At 72.6% G+C, this 25,263-nt stretch carries 21 protein-coding genes and 1 pseudogene; 6 read left to right on the top strand and 16 right to left on the bottom strand.

Going from position 1 to position 25,263, the window contains the following annotated elements; genetic code table 11:
- Positions 1 to 11: 11 nt before the first annotated feature.
- From UW392_RS35150 to UW392_RS35175, 6 genes and pseudogenes are all read right to left on the bottom strand, one after another.
- Positions 12 to 293 carry an acyl carrier protein gene (locus UW392_RS35150; protein ID WP_320779265.1) on the bottom strand — a complete coding sequence of 94 codons (282 nt, stop codon included), beginning with the start codon at positions 291 to 293 and terminating at the stop codon, positions 12 to 14.
- Complete coding sequence (locus UW392_RS35155; protein WP_320779266.1) at positions 280 to 1,044, bottom strand: class I SAM-dependent methyltransferase; 765 nt, start codon at positions 1,042 to 1,044, stop codon at positions 280 to 282. The genes UW392_RS35150 and UW392_RS35155 overlap by 14 nt, the downstream gene beginning before the upstream one ends.
- On the bottom strand, positions 1,041 to 2,462 hold the full coding sequence (locus UW392_RS35160; protein ID WP_320779267.1) for an amino acid adenylation domain-containing protein: 1,422 nt from the start codon (positions 2,460 to 2,462) through the stop codon (positions 1,041 to 1,043). The genes UW392_RS35155 and UW392_RS35160 overlap by 4 nt, the downstream gene beginning before the upstream one ends.
- A 17-nt stretch (positions 2,463 to 2,479) precedes the next feature.
- On the bottom strand, positions 2,480 to 3,247 hold the full coding sequence (locus UW392_RS35165; protein WP_320779301.1) for an acyl-CoA dehydrogenase: 768 nt from the start codon (positions 3,245 to 3,247) through the stop codon (positions 2,480 to 2,482).
- Positions 3,248 to 3,277: 30 nt separating this feature from the next.
- Positions 3,278 to 3,595 (bottom strand): annotated as a pseudogene (locus UW392_RS35170) (acyl-CoA dehydrogenase family protein); the annotation flags it as partial.
- 10 nt (positions 3,596 to 3,605) lie between these two features.
- On the bottom strand, positions 3,606 to 4,661 hold the full coding sequence (locus UW392_RS35175; protein WP_320779268.1) for a ketoacyl-ACP synthase III family protein: 1,056 nt from the start codon (positions 4,659 to 4,661) through the stop codon (positions 3,606 to 3,608).
- Positions 4,662 to 5,134: 473 nt separating this feature from the next.
- Here UW392_RS35175 and UW392_RS35180 point away from each other — a divergent pair, with 473 nt between their 5' ends.
- Entirely contained in the window at positions 5,135 to 6,208 is a 1,074-nt protein-coding gene (locus UW392_RS35180; protein WP_320779269.1) for a GNAT family N-acetyltransferase, read from the top strand.
- A gap of 25 nt (positions 6,209 to 6,233) precedes the next feature.
- Here UW392_RS35180 and UW392_RS35185 read toward each other — a convergent pair whose 3' ends face one another.
- Both UW392_RS35185 and UW392_RS35190 read right to left on the bottom strand, forming a co-directional pair.
- Positions 6,234 to 7,613, bottom strand: coding sequence for a DEAD/DEAH box helicase (locus tag UW392_RS35185; protein WP_320779270.1), 1,380 nt, complete (start codon positions 7,611 to 7,613; stop codon positions 6,234 to 6,236).
- 370 nt (positions 7,614 to 7,983) lie between these two features.
- A complete protein-coding gene (locus UW392_RS35190; RefSeq protein ID WP_320779271.1) occupies positions 7,984 to 8,199 on the bottom strand; it encodes a hypothetical protein in 216 nt (71 codons plus the stop codon).
- 206 nt (positions 8,200 to 8,405) lie between these two features.
- On the opposite strand from UW392_RS35190, the gene UW392_RS35195 reads away from it, so the two are divergent.
- Both UW392_RS35195 and UW392_RS35200 read left to right on the top strand, forming a co-directional pair.
- On the top strand, positions 8,406 to 8,801 hold the full coding sequence (locus UW392_RS35195; RefSeq protein WP_320779272.1) for a hypothetical protein: 396 nt from the start codon (positions 8,406 to 8,408) through the stop codon (positions 8,799 to 8,801).
- 254 nt (positions 8,802 to 9,055) lie between these two features.
- Entirely contained in the window at positions 9,056 to 9,820 is a 765-nt protein-coding gene (locus UW392_RS35200; RefSeq protein ID WP_320779273.1) for an IS5 family transposase, read from the top strand.
- 507 nt (positions 9,821 to 10,327) lie between these two features.
- Here UW392_RS35200 and UW392_RS35205 read toward each other — a convergent pair.
- The 3 genes from UW392_RS35205 to UW392_RS35215 are packed head-to-tail and all read right to left on the bottom strand — an operon-like array spanning position 10,328 to position 12,753.
- Positions 10,328 to 11,134 (bottom strand): MerR family transcriptional regulator, encoded by an 807-nt coding sequence (locus UW392_RS35205; protein ID WP_320779274.1) that lies wholly within the window; start codon positions 11,132 to 11,134, stop codon positions 10,328 to 10,330.
- Between the two features lie 15 nt (positions 11,135 to 11,149).
- The gene (locus tag UW392_RS35210; RefSeq protein WP_320779275.1) at positions 11,150 to 11,911 is read right to left on the bottom strand and encodes an ABC transporter permease; all 762 of its coding nucleotides are present in this window, start codon (positions 11,909 to 11,911) and stop codon (positions 11,150 to 11,152) included.
- 44 nt (positions 11,912 to 11,955) lie between these two features.
- Positions 11,956 to 12,753 carry an ABC transporter ATP-binding protein gene (locus UW392_RS35215; RefSeq protein WP_320779276.1) on the bottom strand — a complete coding sequence of 266 codons (798 nt, stop codon included), beginning with the start codon at positions 12,751 to 12,753 and terminating at the stop codon, positions 11,956 to 11,958.
- 225 nt (positions 12,754 to 12,978) lie between these two features.
- On the opposite strand from UW392_RS35215, the gene UW392_RS35220 reads away from it, so the two are divergent.
- Positions 12,979 to 14,298, top strand: a complete 1,320-nt coding sequence (locus tag UW392_RS35220) for a hypothetical protein (RefSeq protein WP_320779277.1) — start codon at positions 12,979 to 12,981, stop codon at positions 14,296 to 14,298.
- A gap of 275 nt (positions 14,299 to 14,573) precedes the next feature.
- On the opposite strand, the gene UW392_RS35225 is transcribed toward UW392_RS35220, so the two are convergent.
- From UW392_RS35225 to UW392_RS35235, 3 genes are all read right to left on the bottom strand, one after another.
- Positions 14,574 to 16,841, bottom strand: a complete 2,268-nt coding sequence (locus UW392_RS35225) for an ATP-binding protein (RefSeq protein WP_320779278.1) — start codon at positions 16,839 to 16,841, stop codon at positions 14,574 to 14,576.
- A gap of 134 nt (positions 16,842 to 16,975) precedes the next feature.
- On the bottom strand, positions 16,976 to 18,472 hold the full coding sequence (locus UW392_RS35230) for a helix-turn-helix transcriptional regulator (protein ID WP_320779279.1): 1,497 nt from the start codon (positions 18,470 to 18,472) through the stop codon (positions 16,976 to 16,978).
- A 306-nt stretch (positions 18,473 to 18,778) separates the two neighbouring features.
- The gene (locus UW392_RS35235) at positions 18,779 to 19,708 is read right to left on the bottom strand and encodes an ATP-binding protein (RefSeq protein ID WP_320779280.1); all 930 of its coding nucleotides are present in this window, start codon (positions 19,706 to 19,708) and stop codon (positions 18,779 to 18,781) included.
- Between the two features lie 505 nt (positions 19,709 to 20,213).
- Here UW392_RS35235 and UW392_RS35240 point away from each other — a divergent pair.
- Both UW392_RS35240 and UW392_RS35245 read left to right on the top strand, forming a co-directional pair.
- Positions 20,214 to 20,453 (top strand): hypothetical protein, encoded by a 240-nt coding sequence (locus UW392_RS35240; protein ID WP_414496750.1) that lies wholly within the window; start codon positions 20,214 to 20,216, stop codon positions 20,451 to 20,453.
- Between the two features lie 88 nt (positions 20,454 to 20,541).
- Positions 20,542 to 20,958, top strand: a complete 417-nt coding sequence (locus UW392_RS35245; RefSeq protein ID WP_320779281.1) for a DUF3806 domain-containing protein — start codon at positions 20,542 to 20,544, stop codon at positions 20,956 to 20,958.
- 2 nt (positions 20,959 to 20,960) lie between these two features.
- On the opposite strand, the gene UW392_RS35250 is transcribed toward UW392_RS35245, so the two are convergent.
- Together UW392_RS35250 and UW392_RS35255 are read right to left on the bottom strand one after the other, a co-directional pair.
- Positions 20,961 to 23,879 carry a helix-turn-helix transcriptional regulator gene (locus UW392_RS35250; protein ID WP_320779282.1) on the bottom strand — a complete coding sequence of 973 codons (2,919 nt, stop codon included), beginning with the start codon at positions 23,877 to 23,879 and terminating at the stop codon, positions 20,961 to 20,963.
- Positions 23,880 to 24,010: 131 nt separating this feature from the next.
- Positions 24,011 to 25,246, bottom strand: coding sequence for an epoxide hydrolase (locus tag UW392_RS35255; protein WP_320779283.1), 1,236 nt, complete (start codon positions 25,244 to 25,246; stop codon positions 24,011 to 24,013).
- Positions 25,247 to 25,263 lie beyond the last annotated feature (17 nt).

Here is a 25,263-nt window from a genome sequence, read left to right on the forward strand (position 1 = left end):
TGTCACGTCTGTCAGAGGGCGGCGGTCTGGGATCGACGTAGGCTCAGGACCAGGTCGGTGATCGCCTCCAGCGTGCGGAAGTGTTCACCGGTCATGTGTGCGGGCGGCACACGTACGCCGTATGCGGTACGGATGTGTGCCAGCAGGCGGGCGGTGCGCACCGAGTCGAGCACGCCCAGCTCCAGCAGCGGGGCGGCGGCGGTGATCTCCTCGGGCAGTACGCCCGTGGCGAGTTCCTCGCGGGTGTAGGTGAGCAGTTGGTCCAGCAGGGTCGCGCGGTCAAGGTCCGTCATGGGTTCCTCCTTCATGGGTTCCACCGTCATGGGTTCCACCAGAGGCACGTGCCACGAGGTAGGTGGTGGGCAGTTCCAGCGGCTGTCCGTCGGGGGTGTGCTCGGTGGTGTGCAGGGCGATGTCACCGTCGGCGACGACGTCGAATCCGTGCTGCTCGAACAGCAGCCGAAGGCGGCCGTCGGCGGCGGGGGCGATGCGGGCGCCGAAGTCGAAGTGGTCGGCCAGACCGGCGGTCTTCGGCAGGTGCGCGCCGCCGGCCAGCAGTTCGGCGACGTACCAGCCGGTGCGTTCGGTCAGTTCCTGGGCGAACAGGACACCCGTGGCGCCGAGCAGCCGGGCGACGGCGGTCAGCATCCTGCCCCGGTCGTCGGGGGCGAGCTGGTGCAGGACGCCGCGCAGGTAGACGTGGGCGTCGCCGTACTCGGCGTGCAGGGCGGCAGCGGTGTCCTCGTCAAGGAGGTCGGCCCGGCGGTAGGTGACATTGGGGGCGGGGTGTGTGGCGGCGGCCAGGGCCACGGCGGCCTCGGCGATGTCCACGCCGACCACCGTGGGGAAGTGCCGGGCCAGCCACCGGGTCTGCCGTCCGCTGCCGCAGCCGAGGTCGATCAGGGGCAGGGCCGGGTCGGCGTGGTCGCGGAAGAGCGGCAGGTGCCGCGCGGCGGTCAGCTCCGGCGGGGCGTCCCAGAGGGCGGCTCCGGGTTCGGCGGGCAGCGCGGACCAGAAGGCGTCCCAGGCCGTGGCGCCCGTCATACGGCCGCTCCCCGGGTGGCCAGTGCGCCGATGGCGGCCCGGTCGACCTTGCCGTTGGCCGTACGGGGGAACGTGTCCACGGTGTGCAGCGCGTCGATGGCCATGTACGGCGGTAAGTGCCGCGCACAGTGGCGGCGTAACTCGGTGTACCGGGGGCTGCGACCGGTCTCGGGGACCACGAATGCGTGCAGCCGGGCCTCCGGGCCGGTGCCCAGGACGACGACCGCCGCGTCCCGTACCGTCTCGTGGGCGGCGAGTACGGCGGTGATCTCGGCCGGTTCGACGCGGTGGCCGCGGATCTTCGCCATGTCGTCGGTGCGGCCCCGGTACTCCAGCAGACCGTCGGGGTCGTACCGGCCCAGGTCACCGGTCCGGTACGGCCGTCCGTTCTGCGGTGGCCCGCCCCAGTAGCCGAGCATGACGGTCGGACCGCTCACCACGATCTCACCGTCGTCCAGCGACACCGTGTCCCCGGCGACGGGTGTGCCGATCGGGAGGGGGCCGGTACGGGCGAGGTCGGCGGCGGTCACCTCGTACGAGGTGCACACGTTGGTCTCGGTCGGGCCGTACCAGTTGAGCATGCGGACGCCGGCGGGCCAGGCGCCGCGCATTTCCCTCAGCGGCTTGAGGGGGAACGGCTCTCCGGCGAAGACGCAGGCGCGCAGCGCGCCGGGGCCGCGTTCGAGCAGTTCGCCGTAGTCGGCCATGAGCACCAACGCGGACGGCACCGAGTACCAGACGGTGATCCGGCTCTCCAGCAGGAAGTCGACCAGGGGTTGGGCGGCACGGGCGAGGGCCTCGCCGACGAGGTGGACCGACGCGCCGGTACGGAAGGCGGCATAGAGGTCGAAGACGGAGAGGTCGAAGCCGAACGCGGCGTGGTTGGCCAGCCGGTCGGCCGGGACGAGCGCGAGTTCCCGGCAGGCCCAGTCGACGAAGGCGAGCGCGCCCCCGTGGCTCACGCAGACGCCCTTCGGGGTGCCTGTCGACCCCGAGGTGTAGAGGATGTACGCCGGGTCGGCGGGCCGGACCGGGCAAGGGGTGGCCCTCGGCAGGTGCGCGCCGTCGCGCCGCAGGTCCGCGCAGGGTACGCAGGCCGTGCCGGGAACCCGGTCGGCGTGGTCGGTGACGATCAGGGCCGGGCCGGCGTCGGCGGCGACGCGGGCCACGCGCTCGCGGGGATTGTCACGGGGGACGGGGACGTGGATCGCGCCGCACCGCAGCACGGCCTGGGCGACGGCCACCGCGTCCGCCGTCTTGTCCGTCCAGACGAGGACGCGGTCGCCGGGCCGGACGCCGCGGGCACGCAGCGCGGCCAGGTACGTGCCGGCGCGCGCGTCGAGTTCGGCGTAGGTCAGTTCGGTGGTCAGGTCGCTGACCGCGAGGGCGTCGGGGGTACGGGCGGCGGCGTCTGCCACCAGACTGTGCAGGAGTGTCACAGTCCCATCTCCCCGGCGATCAGCTGACGCTGGATGTCGGAGGTGCCGGAGAACGTCGTCGCGGGAGCGGCGTCCCGCAGCGCTTCCTCGATGCCGTACTCCGCGAGGAAGGCCCGGCCGCCGAAGATCCGGCTCGCGTCGAGGGCGGTGGCGAGGGCCGCCTCGGAGACGGCGAGCTTGGCGAGGGCGACCCAGAGGCCGGGGTCGCGGTCGGCGTCGATCTCGGCGCAGGCCCGGTAGAGCAGCAGCCGTCCGCTCTCCAGCCGCAGTCTCATGTCGGCCAGCCGGTCCGTCACCGGCTGGTGGTCGGCGAGCCGCCTGCCGGACCGGTCCCGCTGCCGGACGTGCCGGAGGCACTGGCGGATCAGCCGTTCCTGCTGGCCGAGGTAGAGGGCAAACAGACAGGACCGCTCCCACCGCATGGAGGTCCGGAAGACCAGTTGGCCCTGGCCGGGGCTGCCCAGCACCCGGTCGTCCGGCACGAAACACCGGCTGAAGCGCACTTCGCTCGCCCGGCAGGCGGTCAGGCCGGCCTTCTCCAGGGGCTCGCCCACCTCCAGTCCGGGGGTGTCGCGGTCGACGGCGAACGCGGTGGCGGCGAACCAGCCGGCGTCGGGGTCGGTGGTCGCGTAGGTGACGTAGAGGCCGGCGTCCGGGCCGTTGCTGACGAAGCTCTTGACGCCGTCGAGGAGATAGCCGCCGTCGACCTCGGTGGCCGTGGTCGCCAGCCGGGAGATGTCCGAGCCGGCGTCCGGTTCCGTCATGGCGTTGCCCGCGATCAGGTCGCCGGAGCACAGGGCGGGCAGCAGCGCCTTGCGGGTGGTGGGGGACGCGAACTCCAGGACCGGTCTGACGCAGGCGAACAGGTGGGCCGCGGCGGCGAAGAGCAGCCCGGTGTCCGCACCGCCGTCGCCGGCCGCCTCGTAGAGGAGGGCCGTGTCCAGGGCGCCGAGGCCGGCGCCGCCGTACTCTTCCGGAACGGCCGCTCCTGGTAATCCGAGGGCGGCCAGTTCCTGCCACCACCGCATCGCGCGGGGCCCGTGGAGTTCTCGCGCGGCTTCCCGTACCCGTGCGTACCGCTCCTGTTGTTCCGCACTCAGGTCGAAATCCATGAGACGCCTTTCAGGAAGCGGCGGCCGGGCGGGCGGTGGACCAGAGCGGGGTATCGACTATCTCGATCACGGCGCATGCGATATTCAGTCCGGGGCCTACTCCGAGCATCAGAAAATGGTCCCCGGGCCGTAATGCGCCGGTGAGGAGGAGCTGTTCGAGGGCCACGGTCTGGTCGCTGGCGCCGATATGGCCGACGGTGCGCCCTTGTTCCCAGGTGGAAAGGGACATCGGCAGGCCCAGCGGTACCATCGCACGTCCTTCGACGCGTTCTCGTGACCCGTTGGCATAGGCGACACGGGAGACGTCGTCCATCGTGATGCCGGCTTCTTCGAGTGTGCGGCTGACGAGTTCGTCCTGGGCGGCGACGAGTTTCAGCGGACCGGCCGGGTCCCGGTCCGGGCCGTCGAGCCAGCGGTGCTTGGAGTCACCGAAGTCGAGCCGGCCCGCCCGGCCGGCCCCCGGGGGGAACAGCGGCTCGGGCCCGCGGTGCATGGCCTCGTACTCGGGGAGCGTGACCGCGTTGACCGACTTGAGCCGGGCGAAGCCCTCGCGGCGGCTGAGGACGATGGCCGAGCCGGCGTCGCCCATGACGAAGTGCGGGCTGAAGCGCCAGCGTTCCAGCAGGTCGGAGGTGAAGTTTTCGCCGGAAGTGACCAGCGCGGCCTCGTTCTCGGGTGCGGCCATGAGGTGACTCGCCGCCAGTTCCAGGGCGGAGAACATGCCCATGCAGCCCTGTCTGACCTCGGCCGCGGTGGCCCGGCCGGCACCCGTGTGCCGCTGTACGTAGTACTGCGGGCACCAGCCGTGGGGGCCCTGGTACCAGACGCTGACGTAGAGCAGCAGGCTGAGCGACCCGGCGTCCTGCCCGGCCCGTTCGAGTGCCTGCCGGCAGGCCCGGACGGCCATTTCGGGGGCGGGGACGTCACCCGCGACGGTGACGCTGGTGATTCCGTACTGTTCTGCGGCACTTCGGTCGATCAGGTTCCGTTCGACCGCCCATCCGATGGGGACCCGGTCGGGGAGAAAGGATCCCAGACCGCTGATCAGCACACCGGACGTCTTCATGACCCACCCCGGATTCTTTCGATCGCACACACCGAATCGCTGCCCGCATCAGGTCAATAGGGCAGCGAGAGAAGAAAGACGAGAAGTTGAGGAGAGAGGTGGAGAGGTGGAGAGGCGAGGAGTCGGAGAGGGACGGAGAAGGAGGGGACAGGAAACGTACGGTCTCTTCTGTGCGCCGACTCGCTCATATGCCGCCCCGGTAAATCCGGCCTGGTCCGACGGAAGGGGCAACGGCATTCCTGAAAGTAAGGGTGCACTCGGTTCCGGTGTGCGTCAAGATGCCGGCGTTAACACCTGGGCGTTATGCGCAGATTGCACCCTCGGATGAACTCTCGGAGGAACTCTCGGACGAACCCTCGGCCGGATGCCGTGCGCGGTCGGCCGAAAGCCGTGAGTTCGACGAGGCGGACGTCTCGTTGAACATCATGACCGAGCACGCGCTCGTGCCCGCACCCGTCGACAGGAGACGTCCCGTGACCACCGACACCTCCCCCACCCCGGCAGCCGAGCCGCACGGCCCCGCGGACCGGCCGGCGGTGCGCGCCGCGACCGCCGCCGACGCCGAGGCCGTCACCCGGATGCGCTCCGAGTACGTCCTGTCCACTCCCTTGAGCGAGGAATGGATCCGGCGGTGCGCACAGGAGTTGGCACCGCGGCTGACTCCGACGGGCGACGCGCGGGCCTTCGTCATCGACGCCCCCGACGGCACCATGGCCGCCTGCGCCCTCGCCCTGATCCGCCCCGTACTTGCCGCACCGGCCTACCCCCACGGCGTGGCCGCCCACATCCAGGTCGTCGCCACCCACCCCGGTCACCGGCGCCGCGGCCACGCCCGAGCCGTCCTCACCGCCCTGCTCGACCACCTCGCCGCCACCGACCACGTCACCCTGTTCGAGCTGCACGCCGCCGTCGAGGCGCAGCCGCTCTACCGCGAACTGGGCTTCAGCGGCAGTCCGGCACTGATGCGGATGACACGCCTCGCACAGCCGACGAGCACGACGGCGGACAGCGTGGCGGGCACGACGGCGGGCACAGCGCGGCACCGCCCCAACCGCCTGACGCCCGACCAGTACGCCGACACCCTCCCCAAGTCCACGGCGTTCGCCTGCGTGTACTTCACCGACGAGGACGACCGGCCGGTCCAGCTCCACTCCGTCTACTCCCCCGAGCATCCCTGGCAACTGGCCGGCGGCACCATGGACCATGGCGAGCGGCCCTTCGAGACGGCCGTGCGCGAGTGCCGGGAGGAGACCGGCCTGACCGTGTCGGGACCGCCCCGGCTCCTGGCCGCCGTCTACGGCCTGCCCGGCGCCCAGTGGCCCTACAGCACGATCGGCATGGTCTTCGACGGTGGCCGGCTCACCGCGGAGCAGATCGGTGGCATCGCCCTCGACCCGCGGGAACACGACGAGGTCCGCGTCCTGTCCCTGGACCGGTGGAAGCCGCTGATGCCGGCCCGGGACTTCGCCCGTCTGCACGCCGTCGCCGAGGCCCGCCGCACCGGCCGGGCCGCCTACTGCGGTACCTGGGACCGGGACGACGCGTGAGCGGCAGCGCTCCCGGGCGCCGGGCTCATCCCCCGCGCCGTACCCGAGCCGCCTTGCGGGCCTCCGCGAGCTTGCGGGCCTCGTTGTTCTTGCGGGACGACCGGCCGCCGGAGCCGCTCTTCACGCCGTCCTTGGTGCTGCCCATGCCCCGGAACGGGATGTTGTCGTTCTTGGGGCGCGGCGCGGCCGGCCCGCCGTCGAGGGGCTCGCCGGACGGGGCCCTGGCGCCGGTGATCCGGCTCAGCTCCGCCTCGCCGGACCGTACCTTCGCGACCTTCGGGGTGACCCCGGCGTCCGTCATGACCTGCCCGGTCTCGCGGCGCTGTCCGGACAGGACGAGTGTCACGGCGGTGCCGGAGCGGCCGGCCCGCGCCGTGCGGCCCGCGCGGTGCAGATAGTCCTTGGGGTCGGTGGCCGGGTCGACGTTGACCACGAGGTCGAGGTCGTCGACGTGCAGGCCGCGTGCGGCGACGTTCGTCGCCACCAGGGCGGTGACCTTGCCCTCCTTGAACTGGGCCAGGGTCCTGGTGCGCTGCGGCTGGGACTTCCCGCTGTGCAGGGCGGCCGCGGGCACGCCGCTGGCCCGCAGGTGCCGGGTGAGCTGGTCGACGCCGTGCTTGGTGTCCAGGAAGAGTAGGACGCGGCCGTCCCGGGCGGCGATCTCCGTGGTCACAGCGTACCGGTCCGGTCCGTGGACGACGAAGACGTGGTGCTCGATCTCGGAGACCGCGTTGGACGAGGGGTCCACGGAGTGGACGGAGGGATCGCGCAGATAGTTCCGCACCAGCTGGTCGACGTCGCGGTCGAGGGTGGCGGAGAACAGCATCCGCTGCCCGTCGGGACGCACCTGGTCCAGGATTCCGGTGACCTGCGGCAGGAATCCCATGTCGCACATCTGGTCGGCCTCGTCCAGGACGACGATGCGCAGCTGTCCCGTCCGGCAGTCCTTGCGCTCCATCAGGTCGTGCAGCCGGCCCGGCGTGGCGACGACGACCTCGGCACCGTCCCGCAGCGCGGCGGCCTGCCGTCCGATGGACACCCCGCCCACCACGGTCGCGATCCGCAACCGCAGCGCCTCGGCGTACGGGGTGAGCACCTCGGCGACCTGCTGCGCCAGTTCCCTGGTGGGTACGAGTACGAGGGCCAGCGGCTCCTTGGGCCGGGCGCGCCGTCCGGCTGTCCGGGCGAGCATGCCCAGACCGAAGGCCAGTGTCTTGCCGGACCCGGTGCGGCCCCGGCCCAGGACGTCCCGTCCGGTGAGCGCGTCCGGCAGGGCGGCCGACTGGATGGGGAAGGGCGTCGTCACGCCCTGTTCGTCGAGCACCCGCAGGATCTCGGGCGGGAGCCCGAGGTGGGCGAAGCCCGTAGCCGAGGACGGCGCAGGGGTGGCGGGTGACTCACTCACGGGAGACCTTCCTCCGAAGGGACCGTACCGAGGAAGGCGCGGCAGGGGAACGGCCACCGGTCCGGGATGCCGAACGGGCCCAGGCACGGTGACGCTGCAAACCGTCCACGTTAGCACGGGACGTACGGGGCCCCTTGATGTTCCTGAGCGCCGGAGCTCTGGAGCTCTGGAGCTGGAGCTCCGACAAGGAGTGCGCGACGGAGCACCCGCCGCGTGCGGGCCTGGCTTGCCGCATGACAAGGCGTGAGCCGAAAGCCGCGGGAAGCCCGGGAAGCCGCAGATAGTCGCGGATAGTCGCAGGTAGTTGCGGACCGTCGCAGAAGGCCCCGCACCGCAGGACACGGTGCGGGGCCCTCAAGGCTCGCGCAGGTCAGCCACGCACCTGCTGCCAGCGCCAGAACTGATCCGTCCACGGGCCGACTTCCTCCAGTTGCAGGAAGGCGTTCCCCGCCTGGTAACTCTGCTGCGTGGCGACCGCCAGTCCGTCGGCTCCCACCGGCCTGATCACGAAGTCCGCCTGCGCGCTGTCCATCGAGACCAGGCGCCACAGTTGCCTCTCGCTCTTGCTGTCGGACCTGAGCGACATGACACCCGCACCGCTTTCGGCAGTGAGCTCTTTCCAACCTGAGTGAGCTGGCATGTGTGGTTGTCAGGTGCTCGTGGCTGAGGGTCGCCCGTTCGCTTTGGCGCTGCGTGGCATCATCGCCGCAGGGCACACGGGACGTCCGTCTCAATGATGCCTCCGGCGGTGCATGGCATCATGTGCAGGATGATCACTGAACGGGGGATGCGGTGCAGGGCGTCTACCTGATGGGGTACATACCATCGCTGGCCATTCTGGTGCTTGCCGTGGCGGTGAACTGGGCGCGTTTCATACTCAAGCGGGGTGGTGTGCGCACGCAGGGGCGAGAGGGAGGCGACAGTTGGGGGGCCGGGATCCGCTCGGTGGACGTCATCTACCGAGACCATGCGGGGAAGCGCCACTACGTGACCGTAGCTCCCGAGTACCTGCCCATACGGAGGCGTTCGTCCGTCATAGAGATCGTTTACGATCCGCGGAATCCCAAGCGCGCGATGTCGGTGGGCGAGTTCGAGCGGCCGGTCTGGAAGACCACCGACGGCAGCTTCTTCTTCCTCGCGGTCGGTATCGCCCTGCTCTACACGGTGCTCATCCTGCTGTTGACGTGAAGGAACAGCCCTTCATCTTGTCGTTTATCGTCCGACGTCGAATGCGACTCGAACTTGATCGGCGCTTGCGCAGTTCATCGGATACGTAGGCGGCCTCCGTCTGATCCTGTGCTCCGTCACAGAGTGGATCAGTGAGCCTTCGGCAACCTGACTGGTTCGGCGGCGAGTCGGTGTGAGGGGTGGGTTCGGGAAGAGGTGAAGCTCCTGGTAGATGGGTTGTCGACCAAGATCAATCTGTCCGCCTGGAGCTTCGCGTGCTTGTCTACCCATCGGGGATCGATCTGTCCAGCTCGACCCTGCGGTTCCTCTCCCGTCTGCTGGCCGCCCGGCGTCTGGAGCGGGGCACTCGGTGGCGCCGGCTGAGCGCGGACCGGCAGGCCCTGCTCGTACTCGCGCACCTGCGCTGCGGACACACCTATGCCCAGCTCGCGGCCGGGTTCGGAGTCGGCATCGCCACCGTCCACCGGTACGTCGCCGAGGCCGTGGAGGTCCTGGCCGTCCTCACCCCCGGCCTCGCTGCGGCCACCCGCACCGCCTCGCGCAAGGCGTTCGTGATCCTCGACGGCACCCTGCTGCCCATCGACCGGATCGCCGCCGACCGGCCGTATTACTCCGGGAAACACCGCAAGCACGGGATGAACGTGCAGGTCCTCGCTGACCCCTTCGGCCGACTGCTGTGGGCCTCGCCCGCCCTGCCCGGAGCGGTCCACGACATCAAAGCCGCGCGCACCCACGGCATCATCGACGCCCTGGCCGAGGCCGGGGTGTCCTGCTGGGCGGACAAGGGCTACCAAGGGGCCGGCGCCACGGTTCGCGTTCCCTACCGCCGCCGCTGGGAGAAGCTCTCCGAAGGCCAGCGCGCAGCGAACGTCTCCCATGCCAAGATCCGCGCGCTCGGAGAGCAGGCCATGGCCACCCTCAAGTCCTGGCGGCTGCTGCGCAAGCTCCGCTGCAGCACCACCCGCATCACCGACCTGGTCAAGGCCGTGCTCGCGCTTCACCTCGCGACGGCAAGCTGAGGTTGGAAACGGCTCAGTGTCCCCGATCAGTGAAAGGCTCTGGTCGAAAGCACCGGTGTCCTTGTTGTAGGCGGCGTTGCGGATACGTACGACGCGATCGCCGTATCCGGGCTCGGGAATGAACTCCCACTGCGCCTGTTTCTGCGGTGGCGAGACGGAGTCCCGCCATACGACGGCCTGCACGTCATGGCCTGCCCATCCGAACGGCGCGATGTGCATGCCGCTCACCGACTGGACGATCAGGTGTGGACCCCGGGGTATCGGCAGGTTGACCATACGTCTCCTCTCATCGGGCAGGCGCCACTTCCGGCACACGCAAGCGGTGCCTGGTACGTGTGAAGTGCTGTTCTGCCTAGGAAACCGGCACGGTGCGCAGACGCTATCCGCGGGCCGTGCCCCTCGGTGAGAGACAAACAGGACATGACCAGCCTGGCTGAGTGAAGTCGGCGTCCGACTCGGCCACCGGAAGCCGGGTGCGCGCGGACTCGGCCCGGTGAGCGGTCTGCTTCAGCACGAGTCGCCTGCCGAGGGCGGCAGCTCGGCGTCGAGCTTGCCGGCGGGTACGCGTTCGACGCGGGTCCAGCCCCTCCAGCCCCGTTCTTCCAGGACCGCCATCAGCCGCTCGGCGCCCGGTGAGGACTCCACCGTGGCCGAGTCCAGCAGGTCGACGAACTGGTCGTCCCAGGAGTCGTCGCCCGTCTCGCCGGCCTCGACGGCGCGCATCATCAGGCGCTCCATGATGTCGGCGACCTCGGTGATCCGCGGGTCGTCGACCGGCCAGTCGAGTGCCTCGCTGAGGAGGCTGTAGAGCCGCACCATGTCGGGGTGGTCCAGCTCCTCGTGCTTCTTGGCGATCACGGCGTCGATCTGGTGCGGCACCTGGGCGGCGATCATGATCCAGGCGTCCCGTTCCATCTCGATGTACCGCTCCTGGACGCCGATGGCGCGCAGCCGGTCGAGGTAGTCCACGACGCTCCGCGGGAGCGCCAGGTGCTCTCCGGCGGCGAGCCGGGCGAGGCGTTTGCGGGTGTCCTGGAGCCGCCGGATCTCGGCGCGCAGATTCTTGTCGATCTCCTGGACGCCGTCGGCGAACTCCTCCGGGCCGGCGTCGAGGAGTTCCTGCACCCGGGCCAGCGGCACACCCGCGTCCGCCAGGGTGTGGATGCGGATCAGCCGCACGACCGCCGCCGCGCCGTAGGTGCGGTACCCGGACCGGTCGCGTTCGGGCTCCGGCAGCAGCCCTATCTTGTGGTAGTGGCGTACCGCCCGTACCGTCACCCCGGCGTGTGCCGCCAGCTGGCTGATAGTGAGCATGGGTCTCAGACTGCCTCAGGCGATCTTCCGGCGATAGGTGGCCATCGCGGAGACGTACGCCACGACGAGGATGCCTGCGCACCAGGCGAGAGCGGTCCAGATGTCGTCGCCGACCGGCCGCTGGGCGAACAGGTCGCGGATCGTGTTGACGATGGACGTCACCGGCTGGTGCTCGGCGAAGGCGCGCACCGGGCCCGGCATGGTCTGCGTGGGAACGAACGCCGAGCTGACGAACGGCAGGAAGATGAGCGGGTAGGCGAACGCGCCGGCGCCCTCGACCGATGTCGCCGAGAGCCCGGGAATCACGGCGAGCCAGGTCAGGGCCAGCGTGAACAGGAACAGGATGCCGGCGACCGCGAGCCATGCGAGCGGTCCGGCCCCCGTGCGGAAGCCCATGATCAGCGCGACGCCCACGACGATCACGAGTGAGATCAGGTTGGCGACCAGCGAGGTGAAGACGTGTGCCCACAGCACGCCCGACCGTGCGATCGGCATGGACTGGAACCGTTCGAAGATCCCGCTCTTCATGTCGGTGAACAGGCGGTAGGCGGTGTAGGAGATGCCCGACGCGATCGTGATGAGCAGGATGCCGGGCAGCATGTAGTTCACGTACGACACCGACCCGGTGTCGATCGCGCCGCCGAACACGTAGACGAACATCAGCATCATGGCGACCGGTGTGATGACCGTCGTGATGATGGTGTCCATGCTGCGTGTGACGTGGCGCAGGGTCCGTCCCGTGAGTACGGCGGTGTCGCTGAAGTAGTACGTGGTCATCGGTGCCCCTGGTCAGTTGTGGGTGTGGTCAGTTGTGGGTGTGGTCAGTTGTCGGTGCCGGTGGCGTGGGGCTTGTCGTCACCGCCGACGATCGCGAGGAAGATCTCCTCCAGGGTCGGCTGCTTCTCGACGTACTCGACCGTGGCGGGCGGGAAGAGCTGCTTGAGCTCGGCGAGAGTGCCGTTCACGATGATCCGCCCCTGGTGGAGGATCGCGATCCGGTCGGCCAGTTGCTCGGCCTCGTTGAGGTACTGGGTGGTGAGCAGCACCGTCGTTCCGTACTCGGCCAGTTCCTTGACGGCCTGCCACACCTCGATGCGCGCCTCGGGGTCGAGGCCGGTCGTCGGCTCGTCCAGGACGATCACCGGCGGATTGCCGATGAGACTCATCGCGATGTCCAGCCGACGGCGCATGCCGCCCGAGTACGTGGCCACCTTCCGCGCACCGGCGTCGGTCAGCGAGAAACGCCTCAGCAGGTCGTCCGCGATGACGGCCGGGTTCTCCAAGTGGCGCAGTCGCGCGACGAGTACGAGGTTCTCGCGGCCGCTGAGGATCTCGTCGACGGCCGCGAACTGTCCGGTGAGGCTGATGGACTCCCGCACGTTCGCCGATTGCGTGGCGACGTCGAAGCCATCGACGCTCGCCGTACCCCCGTCGGCCTTCAGGAGCGTGGCGAGGAATCTCACGGTCGTGGTCTTGCCCGCCCCGTTGGAGCCGAGCAGGGCGAAGATGCTGCCCCGCGCCACGTCGAAGTCCACACCGCGCAACACGTCGAGCTTCCCGTAGGACTTCTTGAGTCCCCGCACGCGGATCGCTGGGTCGGCGATGGGTTGAGCCGTCATGGTCGTCTGCCCCCTCTGTGAAGCTGTTCCAGGCGGCGGCTGCCGCGAGGACCTTCTGCCGGAAGGATGGAGGGTTGACGCAGCGTCAAGGTCAAGCCCGCCCCGACCACTCCACTCCGCCCTGGCCCGTCGGTGTTCCGACGAGTTCCGACGGGTTCCGGCAGCCCGGTTCCCGCCGCGTATTGCGGTTGAGGGGGACGGCCGACATCGGCGAAGATCCCCGGCATGTTCTCGCGCGGAAAACGCCTCCCGAAGACCCCCGAACTCCTCCAGGCCTGGCAGGCCCTCGACGACGGTGACATCCCGGGTGCCCTGCGCCGGCTGCGGCACGGCACCGACGACCTGCCGCTCGACGAGCTCGCCCTCGTGGTCGCGCGGGCCGCCGGGGCAGCCGGGTTCGACGACCTGCGCCGGGCCGCCGACGCTCTGGCCTCCCGGCCGGGAAAGGCCCGCGCGCTCTACGACTTCGGGTACGCGTGTGTCGAGCGGGGCGTGCCCCACCTGGCGATACCCGCCCTGCGCGAGGCGCTGCGCCAGACGCCGGAATCCGCGGCGGTCCTGCGGGAACTGGTGTCGGCGTACGAGCGCGAGGGCCGGCACCGCGAGGCCGTCGACGTGCTGACCACGCACGAGAGCGGTCTCGCCGACTGGCCGGACCGCTACCTGCTCGTTTTCAACGCCCTCGTGGCCGGCGACCTCGGCCTGGCCCGTCGGCACCACACGCGGCTGCCCGATCCGCCGGACGCCCGGTGGCTGCCCGCGCGGGCCCGTCAGCGCGGGATGCTGGAGCGGGCCGACGCCGCCGGAGCGGTGAGCCCGCTGGACGCCGCCGATCTGCGGGGCTGGCAGTACGTCATCGGCTCCACCGTGCTCACCACCCTGTCCCCGTACGGGTTCGACGCGGGGATGACCGGGCGGTACGCCTGGCTCCAGGACACCCACGGCCAGTGCCTGCGGGGACTGGTGCGGCTGAAGGCGGTCCTCGACGCCGCCGGAGCCGCCCCCACGTCGGTGTCCCTTCTGCCCGACCGGGGCAGCCGCGTCCTCGGCCTCGCGGCGGCCCGGCTGCTGGACCTGCCGGCGCAGCCCTTCGCGCCCGACCGCCAGGACACGGTCGTCGTCGCGTACGACCTGAACGACGTGGCCGGCACCGGGCAGGGCGCCGAGGCCCTGGGCGGGCTCCTCCAGCGGGCGCCGGGCCAGATCCTGCACGAGCACGCGAGCAACTGGACCGACCCGCCGACGGTCACCGCCGACACCGTCACCCTGCTGCACCAGTCGGCGACGGCGCCCTGGGAGGGACAGCTGCGCGCCGGCCAGGACGGTGACCTGGAGCGCTGCGCGCCCGACAGCCGGCCGGACGAGGAGGTCGCCGCGGACATCCTGGCCGCCGACACCACGCCCGAGGAGGGGGACGGCGCGACACCGGCCGATCCGGTCGAGCGACTGACCGACTTCGTCTCCGCCGTCCGCGACACCTGGCTGCGGAACGACCGGGCGGGCCTGCCGTCCGCGGGCCCGGTTTCCAGCTCCCGCTTCGACTGACGCCCTCACCGGCGGCGGCTCCCGTCACCGGGGGCGTGGCTGTCACAGTGGTTCCGCCGTCGACGCGTGTGCTGCCCTGACACGTGTCTCGTCGGCGCGCGGGCCACCGGTCTCGCCGAGCAGGGCGAGGTACCAGCCGACGGCGTTCAGCTCACGTGCCACGTGGCCGGGCTGATCGACTGTGCCAGGAACGTGCTCCGGACGGCTCGGTGAAGTACTGCTGCGCCGACGCCGGCGGCGGCGATGTGAACCTGTGGGAGCGGCACCTCGCCTGATCAGGTCGGTGGGACGACGTCCCGTGCGCGGGCCCGCAGTTCGGCGGCGCGGGGGTGTGCGATCGTGTCGAGCAGCTCGGCGGCCCGCGACCAGGCGTCGTGGGCCGCTTCCGGCTCCGCCAGCCCGGCGTGTGCCTGGGCCAGGTGATCGAGTACCTCGGCCTGGTTGAACGCGTCGGGCGCGTCGTCGTAGAGCCGCAGTGAGGTCCGGTAGTGGTCGACGGCCTCGCGCAGTTCGCCCAGGTGGTAGAGGGCGTAGCCGATACTGTCCCAGGTCGCGGCCTCGCTGAAGCGGTTGCCCTGTTCCTGGAGGATCGGCAGGGCCTGCCGGCACGAGGCGACGGCCTCGCGGTAGCGGCCCATGAGCGCCAGGTTGTAGCCGATCGCGTTGAGCTGCCGTGCGACGAGGTTCGGCTCCGGCACGGTCCGGTAGATCTCCAGCGCCTCGCGGTTGAGGTCGACGGCCTCGGCGTGGCGGCCTTGGTGGTAGCGGATCCAGCCGGTGGCGCGCAGGGTGTGCGCCCGGCGCACAGGTGGGATGCGCGGGTGCTGGCGTTCCGCGAGCCGGATCAGTTCCTCGACCTCGTCGGCGTGCTCCGTCCCAGCGAGGGCGAGGGCGCGCGCGAGGTCGGAGGCGGCGGTGCCCGCGCCCACGGGGTCGTCCAGCAGGAGGGCCGCGTCCAGGCCCCTGCGCTGCACGGCGATCTCGTCGGCCCACTGGCCCCGGGCGGAGAAGTAGGGGACGCAGTCGTGGGCGAGGTCCCTGCGCAGCCGCAGCAGGCGCGGGTCGCCGGCCGTGTCGGGCACCGCCATGACGGTGCGCTCCTCCTGCTGGAACCAGGCCAGGGCGTCCTCGCGGGAGCCGAAGGTGAGCAGGAGGGCCCCGGGCACCGGCGGCCCGCTGTCCGATCCGTCCGATCCCACGCGGTGCGGGTTCAGCGTCCGGGCGGCCGTGCGGGCGTTGTGCCGCAGATAGTCGAACAGCCGTGACTCGGCGGCCGGTCGGTCGTCCGGCCCCTGGTCGAGGAGATCGGACGCGTGTTCCCGCACCAGGTCGTGCAGTACGTAGCGCCCCTCGGCGTCGCGGCTGAGCAGGCCGGCCGAGACCAGGGTGCGCAGCGCGCCGCGGGCCCGTGGCATCGGCACGCCCGACGCCGAGGCCGCCACTTCTGCGGACAGTACGGGCCCGGGGATGACCGCCAGGTGGCGGAAGAAGCGGGCGGCCGCCGGGTCGAGCGCCCGGTAGGACCAGGAGAAGACCGCGCGGACGTCGGTACGGGGATCGTCGGTGCTCAGCATGTCCAGGCGCGACCTGGCCTCGGTCACCTCACGGACCGTCACGCGCAGCGGCAGGCGGGGTTCCGCCGCGAGGTGGGCGGCGAGGACCGCGACGGCCAGCGGCAGGCGTCCGCACAGCTCCACCAGTTCGGCGGCCGGGCCGGGTTCGGCGGCCACCCGGTCGGGTCCGATCCGTGCGGCGAGCGCGGCCAGGGCCTCGTCGTACGTCCACAGGTCGAGGTCGATCAGATGGGCGCCGTCGGTGGTGGCGAGGCCGGTGAGATGGTTGCGGGAGGTGACGACGGTCAGGCAGCCGGGGGACCGGGTCAGCAGGGGCCGTACCTGCCGGGAGTCCCGGGCGTTGTCGAGCACCACGATCAGGCGCCGCCCGTCGGTCTCCTCCCGGAACAGCGCGGCACGTGCGTCGGTGCCGTCGGGTATGCGGCGGCCGGGGACGCCGAGCGCGTTCAGGAAACCGGCCAGGACCTCGCCGGGCGCCGCCGGGGCGGCGGACGGGTCGAAGCCGCGCAGGTTCACGTACAGCTGGCCGTCCGGGTAGCGGTCGGCGACCTGGTGGGCCCAGTGCACGGCCAGCGCGGTCTTGCCCACGCCGGCCATGCCGCCGACGGCGGTGATGAGCACGTGTGCCGGCCGTTCGCCGGCCTCGGCGGTGAGGTGTTCCATCCGTGCCATGACCGACTGCCGGCCCTGGAACACGCGCAGGTCCGGGGGGAGTTGCCCGGGGACGCGCGGGGCCGTGCTCCGGCCGCCGCGCCGGGCGGCGTCCAGCAGGGCGCGCCGTTCGTCCTCGTCGATGTCCAGGGCGTCCATCAGCTCGCTCAGCGTGCTCTGCCGGGGGGCGCTCCGCCCCCGCTCCAGGTCGCTGATGGCCCGTACGCTGACACCTGAGGTCTGTGCCAGGGCCTCCAGGGTGAGCAGCGCGCGCTGCCGTGCCTCGCGGAGCAGCGCGCCGACGGTCTTCCGCTCCATCCGCCGCCTCCGCCTCCCGGACAGCCGTCCGTCCTGCTGTGATCATGGCACGTTCACATGTCGGTTCACATGTCGGTTCGCTGTCGAGTCCGGCCACGGTTTCCCGACAGGCAGCCGGGGGCGGGGCGACGGTGCTACTCGCGGTCGCAGGTACCCATGTGCTCGACGAGCTGGGCCCGCGAGGTCACGCCCAGTTTGGGGAAGATCTGGTAGAGGTGCGAGGCCACCGTACGCGGAGACAGGCGCAGTCGTTCCGCGATGGCCGGGTTGGACAGGCCGCGGGCGGCGAGCCGGGCGATGGTGAGCTGCTGCGGCGTCAGCAGTTCCGCTCCCCCCTCGCCGACGGGTTCCGCCTCCTTCCGTCCGGTCGCCCGCAGTTCGGAGGCCGCCAGGCCCGCCCGGGGGACGGCGCCCAGGGACCGGAAGACGGACTCGGCGGCGGCGAGCGGCTCCCGTGACTCCAGCAGGCGCCGCCTGCGCCGCAGCCGGGCTCCCTGGGCGAACCGGGTCATCGCGTACAGCAGCGGCCACTCCTCGGCTCCGTCGCCGAGCGCCTCGGCGTAGCGGGCCTCCGCCTCGTCGTCGTCGGCGAGCACCGCGCGGGCGTAGGCCAGGACGCGGTCGAGCAGCGGTGCCCGCCCGGTACGGGTACGGGCCGCGACCCGCTCCACCACGGCAGCGGCGTCAGCGTGCTCCCCCGCCGGCCCGGCCGCCTCGACGAGGAAGGCCAGCGCCCAGAACTCCTCGAAGGCGTACGGCGTCGTCCGCTCCGTGAACAGCGCCCGCAACTGGGCGTACGCCTCGGCGAAACGGCCGGTGCCCGACGCAGTCAAGGCACGGGCCAGGGCGGCCAGGCTCAGCTGCCGGCTCTGCCCGAGGTGCACGGACGCCTCCTCGACGTCGGCGGCGCACCGCAGCGCGGCGTCGTGGCGGCCGCGCAGCGCCTCCAGGACGCCGCGCACACCGGCGGCGCGCGCCGCCCAGTCGGCCTGCCCGGTGCGCTCAGCGGTCGTCCGGGCCTCCTCGGCCAGTTCGCGCGCGGTGTCCCACTCGGTGCCCAGCCACACCTCGCCCAGCGCGCGGGCCACCAAAATACGCGGCAGCCGTCCGTGCCGTCCGTCGGCGCGGACCGCTGCCTCCGCCTCCGCCAGCAGGCCGGCCGCCCGCCGGAGGTCACCGGTGAGGTGGGTGACCTGGCCGAGCAGCATCCGGTCCTCGGCGCCGGGCCGCCCGCAGGCGGCGGGCAGCGGCTCCCGGCTGGCGGCGAGCGGATCGGTGAGGGCCAGTGCGGCGAGGTCGCGGGCGTCGAAGGGTCTGGGCCGCAGGTCCTCCAGGGTCCGGACGACGAGGTCGCGGTCGTCCGCCCGCGTCCGCTGCCACCAGCACCGGCCGGCCGCGGCGTGCAGCAGCTTCTGGGCGAGGGCGGGATGGCCGGGAGCGACGGCGCGCGCCGCCGCGCAGAGTTCCGCGACGCGTTCCCGGCCGACCGCGTACGCGCCCGGCAGCAGGTCGTGCAGCCACAGCGACTGGGCGCGGCCGAGGGCACCGAGCCCGTCGGGGTCGATGCCGACGGCGTACCGGCGGGCCTGCTCCGCCAGACCGTGGTGGCAGGCGAGTTCGGCGGCGCGCAACAGCCGGTACGCGCCGCTCTCCGCGTCCGGGGAGAGACGGGCGGCGTGCTCCAGCGCGGCCAGGGCCGGCAGTACGGCCGTACCCGCGTGCGGGCCGTCGGCGAGGGTGTCCAGGCGCGCGGCGAGTTCACCGTCGGCGCCGGCCGTGCACTGGGCCGTGTGCCAGGCGGCCCTGGCCGGGTCCGTGACGGTCCGGCCGAGCGCCGCGTGCGCGGCCAGGCGCCGTGCCCCGGACTCCAGACCCGGTGCCGCGACGCGCAGCAGCGGTTCGCGGAACCGCAGCTCGCGGTCGTTCTCGCTGATCAGTCACCGGGTCACGGCCTCGTCGAGTCCGGCGCGGGCCCGTGCGCCGCCGCCCGTCAGCCGGGCCGCGGCACGCAGGACATCCCAGACGGCCGGTGAGGTACTCAGCGCGGCGACGAGCAACGTGTCGCGGGCGGCGGGTGTGAGGTCCTCCAGGTCGCGGGCGTAGGTCCGGGCCAGTCGAGGTGTGGCGGGCAGCATGCCGATGCCGGCCGCGTCGGTGAGGTCCGTGTCCCCCGGCGACAGTTCGGTGAGGGCGAGCGGGTTGCCGCGGGCCACGCCGAGGACGAGTTCCTCCTCGGCGTACGCCGTGGCCCGCCCGGCGCGGGCGACGAGTCGGCGGGCCTGCGGTCCGGGCAGCGGTCCCAGTACGAGGGTGCCGGCGCCGGGCGCGAGCGGGGCGGGCGGCCGTGTCCGGCCGGTGACGATCAGGGCCGCCGAGCTGTCACCGCCGAGCCGGGCCAGCGCGTGCACGGTGTCCCGGCTCGCCGCGTCGAGCCGGTCGAGGTCGTCGACGCAGAGCAGGACCGGGCCGGGGGTCTCCGCGAGGAGGGCCAGAACCGCCGCCGCCAGGTCCGCGGGGGCGGGTGTGCCGGCGAGGGTGAGGGAGCCGAACGCGGCCCGGAGAACGGCGTGGTGGGCGGCGGACGGGCCGTCGCGCCGGGGCAGCCGGGGCAGCCGGGGGCGCAGGAGGCTGTGCAGGGCGGCATGGGGCAGGGTCCGTTCGGCCGGTGCGGGGGCCGTCGACAGCACCGGTACGCCCCGTTCGGCCGCGGTCCGGGCGGCGGACCGCAGGAGGGCGGTCTTGCCCGTGCCGGGTCCGCCGACCAGGTGGAGCACGCCGCCGGTTCCGTCGGCCAGGGCGGCCACCCGTTCCAGTTCGGCGTCGCGGCCGATCAGCGCGGCGTCGTCCGGCACCGTGTGCGCGCTCACCTTCGCCCTTCCTGGTCCGGTCCTCCGGTGCCGCTCCCCCACCGACGCCGTTGGACACGCCCTCTGGTCCCTCTTCGGTTCCGTCCGGCGAGGCCGCGCGGGCCGGGTCCGGGCGCGGCGGGGACGGGTCCGTCTCCGGGTGCGCCCCGGTGCACCACACCGGTACACCGCACCGGGCGCGTCGCGGCGGGTGCTCCGCGCCGTGGCACCCCGTACACGGGGGTCCGCACGGTCCGCCGGTCCGCCGGTCTGTACGGTCCGCCGGTCCGCATCGCCCGTACGGTCCGCGGGTCCGCATCGGCCGTACGGTCCGCCGGTCCGCATCGGCCGTACGGTCCGCGGGTCCGCATGGTCCGGCGGTCCGGTCGGCGCGGGCCTCCGCGCTCGCCAGGGCGGTGTTTCCGGCCATGCCGCAGAGTGCGCAGAGACTTTAGCACCGGGTGCCCCGGCCTCAGGTCTTCGGCCCCACGCCGCCGGGCCCTGGACCTCCACCCCTCGGACCCTGGTGGGCGACCTCACCGTGGACTGCGGCACCTGGGCCAGCCCGGACGGCTCCGGACAGCGCCTGACGGTCCTGCCCGCCGAACCCGGCAGCCCCTCCCACGGCGCCCTGCGCATCCTCGCCTCGTGGACCACCGGGCAGGCGGGCGCCGACCGGGTGGGAAGACCTGACCCGCTGACGTCCGACGCCGCTGACGCCCCATCCCGCCGCCCGACCCCGCCGCCGGGTCACCGGCGGTGGTGACCGAATCTTGTCCCCCGGTGGCCGGGACCGGCCGTCGTTTCCCGGTTAGCCTTGGCGCCAAGAGACGGAAACCTTGCGAGGACGAGCATTGCAGCTGCACCTTTCCGCCCCGCCGGCGCCCGACAGCGCGCCGAGGTTCGCAGCCGCCATCGTCGCCGCCGCGGCCGACATCAGCGACGCCGAACTGGACTACGGACCCGCCGCCATCGAGACGGTGGAGGAGATCGTCGACGGCTTCCGCAGCGACGGCGCCACGGCGCAGGAGATGGCCGAGTCCCTCGTGGCGTTCGGCTGCTACGTCGGCGAGACGCTGATCCGGCAGGGCGGCGGGAGCTGGCGCCACGAGCCGGACGCCCCCGGAGCCGTCCCGCTCGTCGTCGAGGCGCCCGACGGGCGGCTGCTCGACCCCATCGACTGGGTCTTCCGCCGACTCGAACACGGCGCGGACGTCAGCATCCGCGACCACTGCTCCCTCGCCTTCCCGGGGCCGTGCGCCGACCGGTGACGTCAGACGGGACCGCTCCCGGCCCCGGCCCCGGCGGGGTCGTCGCGCAGTGCGTGGGTCAGCTGGGTCCGTGAGGTGACGCCGAGCCGGGGGAAGACGCGGTAGAGGTAGGCACCGATGGCCCGCGGGGAGAGGCCGAGGTCCTCGCCGATCCGGCGGTTGGACAGACCGCGGGCGGCCAGCCGGGCGATGCGCAGTTCCTGCGGACTGAGCAGGTCGTGGGCGCTGTGCGGCCCGTCGCCGCGTTCGGTGCCGGGGTCGGTGCGCTCCCCGGACGCGCGGAGTTCGGCGGTGATGCGCGCCACCCGTGCCTCCGCGCCCGTCACGGTCCAGGCGGCGGCCGCCTGGCGGAGGGCGACCCGGGAGTCGGTGAACTCCCGGCGCCGTCGCAGCAGGCGTCCCTGGGCCAGCCGCAGGGACGCCTCCAAGTGGGGCAGCCGGGACAGGTCCGCGGCGAGAGCCTCCGCCAGGCGGGCGTCGGCGGTCCCTTCCGCGGCCAGGACCGCGCGGGCGACCGCGAGCCCGGCGGCGACCAGCGGGGTCCCGGCCAGAACCGGTTCGGCGGCGAGGTGGTCCAGTACGGTCCGCGCCCGGCCGGTCCGGTCGGCGGCGAGGGCCGCTTCCGCGTAGGGGACGAGCGCGTACAGGACGGCGCCCCGGCTGTGTTCCGGGTCCGTCAGGAGCCGGTGGAGGGCGGCGTGGCCGCCGGCTGCGTCACCGCTCTCGACCTGGGCCCAGGCGGTGCCGACGGCGACGATGTCGTCCACGGCGGTCACCGAGCGCCGGGCGGCGGCCAGGTCGTGGCCGGTGAGGGCGGGCACCGTGCCCGTCCGCAGGCCCCGTACCAGCTCCCCGAGGAGGGCCGCGGCCGCGGCGTGGTGGTCCGCGCCGTGCCGGGCGGCCTGTTCTGAGCAGTGCGCGAGCGCCCGCCCGGCCTGCCGCCAGTCGCCGGTGAGCAGGTGGGCCAGTGCCTGGCGCAGCAGCGGTCCGGGCACGTGGCTGTCCTGGCCCTGGTGCCGGTAGCGGCGTTCCGCCTGCCGGTACAGGTCCAGTGCGTGCAGCGGCGCGCCGGTGAGCAGGGCGGCCTCCCCCAGGCGTTCGAGGTCGCGTACGGGGACCAGGCGCGGGCCCCGGGCGGCGGCGAGGCCGGCGGCGACGTCTGCGGCCCGGCCGAGGGGGCTGACCGTGGCCATGGCGTGCAGCAGCCGCGGGTCGTGCGCCCGTTGCGGCATGCGGTCCAGGAAGGCCAGCAGCGCCGCGGTGCGTTCCGCGTCGCCGGTGAGGGCGGGGGCGGTGATCCGGGCCAGTTCCAGGGCGTGTTCCTCTTCCCGCGCGCCGGACGGTACGGGCCAGGCCGCGGGGTCCGTCCAGGACTCAGCCCCGCGACCGGTCCCGCGACCGGTCCCGCGATCGGACCCGCGGCGTGCGAGGGCTCGCGCGCAGAGCGTGCCGAGCGGTCCGAGCGGGTGACGCAGGGCCCGGTGGGCCAGGGTCCGGGCCCGGTGGGCCATGCCGAGGTTGTGGGCGAGGCCGGCCGCCCACAGGAGGCACCGGCCCCGGTCCGCCCCGTCGGCGTACAGGTCGGCCGCGCGCCGCAGCAGCCGTACGGCCGTCACCGGCTCACCGCGTTCCAGCGCGCGTCGGTGCACGGCCTCCAGCCGGGCGGCCAGTTCCGGGTCGGGTCCCTCGGCCGCCTGGGCGAGGTGCCAGGCGCGGCCGACGGAGTCCCGTTCCAGCACCGAGGCGAGGGCCGCGTGCGCCGCGCGGCAGCGGCGCGGGCCGATGTGGTGGGCCACGGCCCCGGCCGTGGCGGGGTGGGCGAACCGCAGGCGGGCCCCCTCGCACACCACCAAGCCCTCGCGTTCGGCCGGTTCGAGGTGGGCGAAGTCCACCTCGCCGCCCTCGATCCGGGACGCGGCCGACAGCAGCAGCGGCAGGTCACCGGCCGGGTGCAGGGCGGCCACCAGCAGCAGGTCACGGGTGGCCGCGGGGAGCCGGGCCGCGCCCGGCGCCAGCGCCGAGGCCAGCCGGTCGGAGGAGACGGGCCGGTGGGGGGAGGTCTCCTCGGAGGGCACGGGGAGTTCGAGGAGGGCGAGGGGGTTGCCGGCCGCGGCCGCCAGCAGTTCCCGTACGGCCTGCGGGTCGTTGCCCGGCCGCCGGGTGGCGAGCAGTTCGGCGGAGCGGGCGGGGGAGAGCGGGCCCAGCGCCAGCTCCGGCAGACCGGCCAGGCAGGACAGCCGGGCGGGGTGCGGGCGGGCCGTGACGAGTACGCCCGTCGGCAGTCCGCCGGTCCGCCGCGCGACGAAGGACAGGACGTCCCTGCTGGGTCCGTCGAGCGCGTCGAAGTCGTCGACGGCGAGGAGCAGCGGCTGCTCGGCCGCGGCCGACTCCAGTACATCCAGCACTGTGAAGCACAGCAGTGCCATGTCGGCGCCACCGCCACCGTCGCTGTCGCTGTCGCTGTCGCTGTCGCTGTCGAGGAGCAGGGTCTCCAGCAGGTCCAGCCGGGCGGTGTCCCGACCCTGCGCCCGTGCGGGCCCTGCGGGGCCTGCGGGGCCTGCGGGGCCCTCAAGGAGAGGCCACATCAGCTGTGACAGGCCGGAGCGCGCCGGGGTGCCGGTGCCTCGGACGCCGGTGCAGCGCAGGATCCGCAGTCCGGCGGCGGCCGCCTGCTCGACACCGGCCTCCAGCAGTTCCGACTTGCCCGAACCGGCCGTTCCGGTCACCACACGGGCCGCGCCGTGGGCCAGGACATCGCGCAGGAACGCGTCCAGTGCGCGCAGTTCGCGTTCCCGCCCGACGAGACCGGGGCGGACCGGCCGGCCCGCGCCATGGGGGACGGCGTACGGGCGCGGCCCGTCGCGGTCGGCCGTCACTATGAGCGGGACGGTGAGCGGGGCTGTCTCTGCTCCGGCGTTCAAGACGACTCCGTTCCCGCGTGTCGGACCGCCCTGCCCGGACGAGGGGGGCGGTGTTCTCCCGGCCGTTGCCCATCCCACCGGACAGGTGTCCGGGGGACCAGGCAGTTCGCATGCAGTTTCCGCGGCGGCCGTCAGCGCAGCCCGCGGAAGGTCTCGCGCAGGTCGGCCGTGAACGCCTCGGGGTTCTCGTAGTGGACGAAGTGGCCGCCCTTCATGTGGGCGTTGACATTGACGACGTTGAAGGCGGCACGGGTGGGGCCGTTCTCGAAGGCGGCGATCCGCTCCTCGACGGTGTTGACGCCGGGCGGGTAGGCGTCGCCGAGGAGGAAGGTGAAGCCGGCCGGCGGCTCGACGACGGGCGTACGGTCGTGGGAGGGCACCCAGGGGTGGCGCACCGCGTTGCGGTACATGCGGATCGAGGAGCCGATGGCCTGGTTGACCCAGAAGGTGGTGGCCTCGGTGAGGACGAAGTCGAGGGGGAAGTTCTCCTCGAAGTCGCCGCGCTTGTCGCTCCACTTCTTCCAGCGGCGCAGCAGCCAGGCGAGCATGCCGACGGGTGAGTCGTTCAGGCCGTGGCTGAGGGTCGATCCGTCCAGCATGTGCACGGCGACGTGGGAGACGTAGGTGCTGACGAGGTTCTCCAGGCCCGCCCGCAGCTCCGGCGAGGCGTCCGCCGGGATCTTCGCGCCGTCGGTCAGGTCCCAGAAGCGCTCGCCCGCGAACTGGCCGGGAGGCAGGTCCTGGCCGTAGTGCAGGCCGATGATGCTGTCGGCGTACTTGTGGCCGAGAGCGCTGGTGACGAGAGCGCCGTAGTCGGAGCCGGCGGCGGCGTACTTCTCGTAGCCCAGCACGTCGGTCATCAGCCGGTGTGTGATGTCGGCGATCTTCCAGTAGTTGAGGTCGCCCCTGCCGACGGGGGTGGACCAGCCGAAGCCGGGCAGGTCCGGGATGATGACGTCGAAGGAGTCCGCCGGGTCGCCGCCGTGGGCGGCGGGGTCGGTGAGGGGGCCGATCAGTCCGAGGCTGAACCCGCTGGACCACGGCCAGCCGGAGTGGACGATCAGCGGAACCGGGTCCGGGCCCTTGCCACGTATGTAGTAGAAGTGCACGGGTGTGCCGTCTATCTCGACCCGGTGCTGGTCGAAGGAGTTCAGGCGCTTCTCCTGCGCTCGCCAGTCGAAGCCGTCCGCCCAGTACTCGACGATCGGCTTCAGGTAGGCGGTGCTGATGCCGTAGTACTCGTCCTCGTTGTCGAGGTCGTCGAAGAAACGTGTCCGCTTCAGCCGGTCCTTCAGGTCGTCCAGGACGTCCTGGGGGACGTCGATCCGGTACGGCTCCAGGGTCCGGGAGTCGGTGTCGTCGCTCATGACGGCGCTGCCTTTCG

This window comes from Streptomyces sp. CRN 30 (assembly GCF_034105845.1).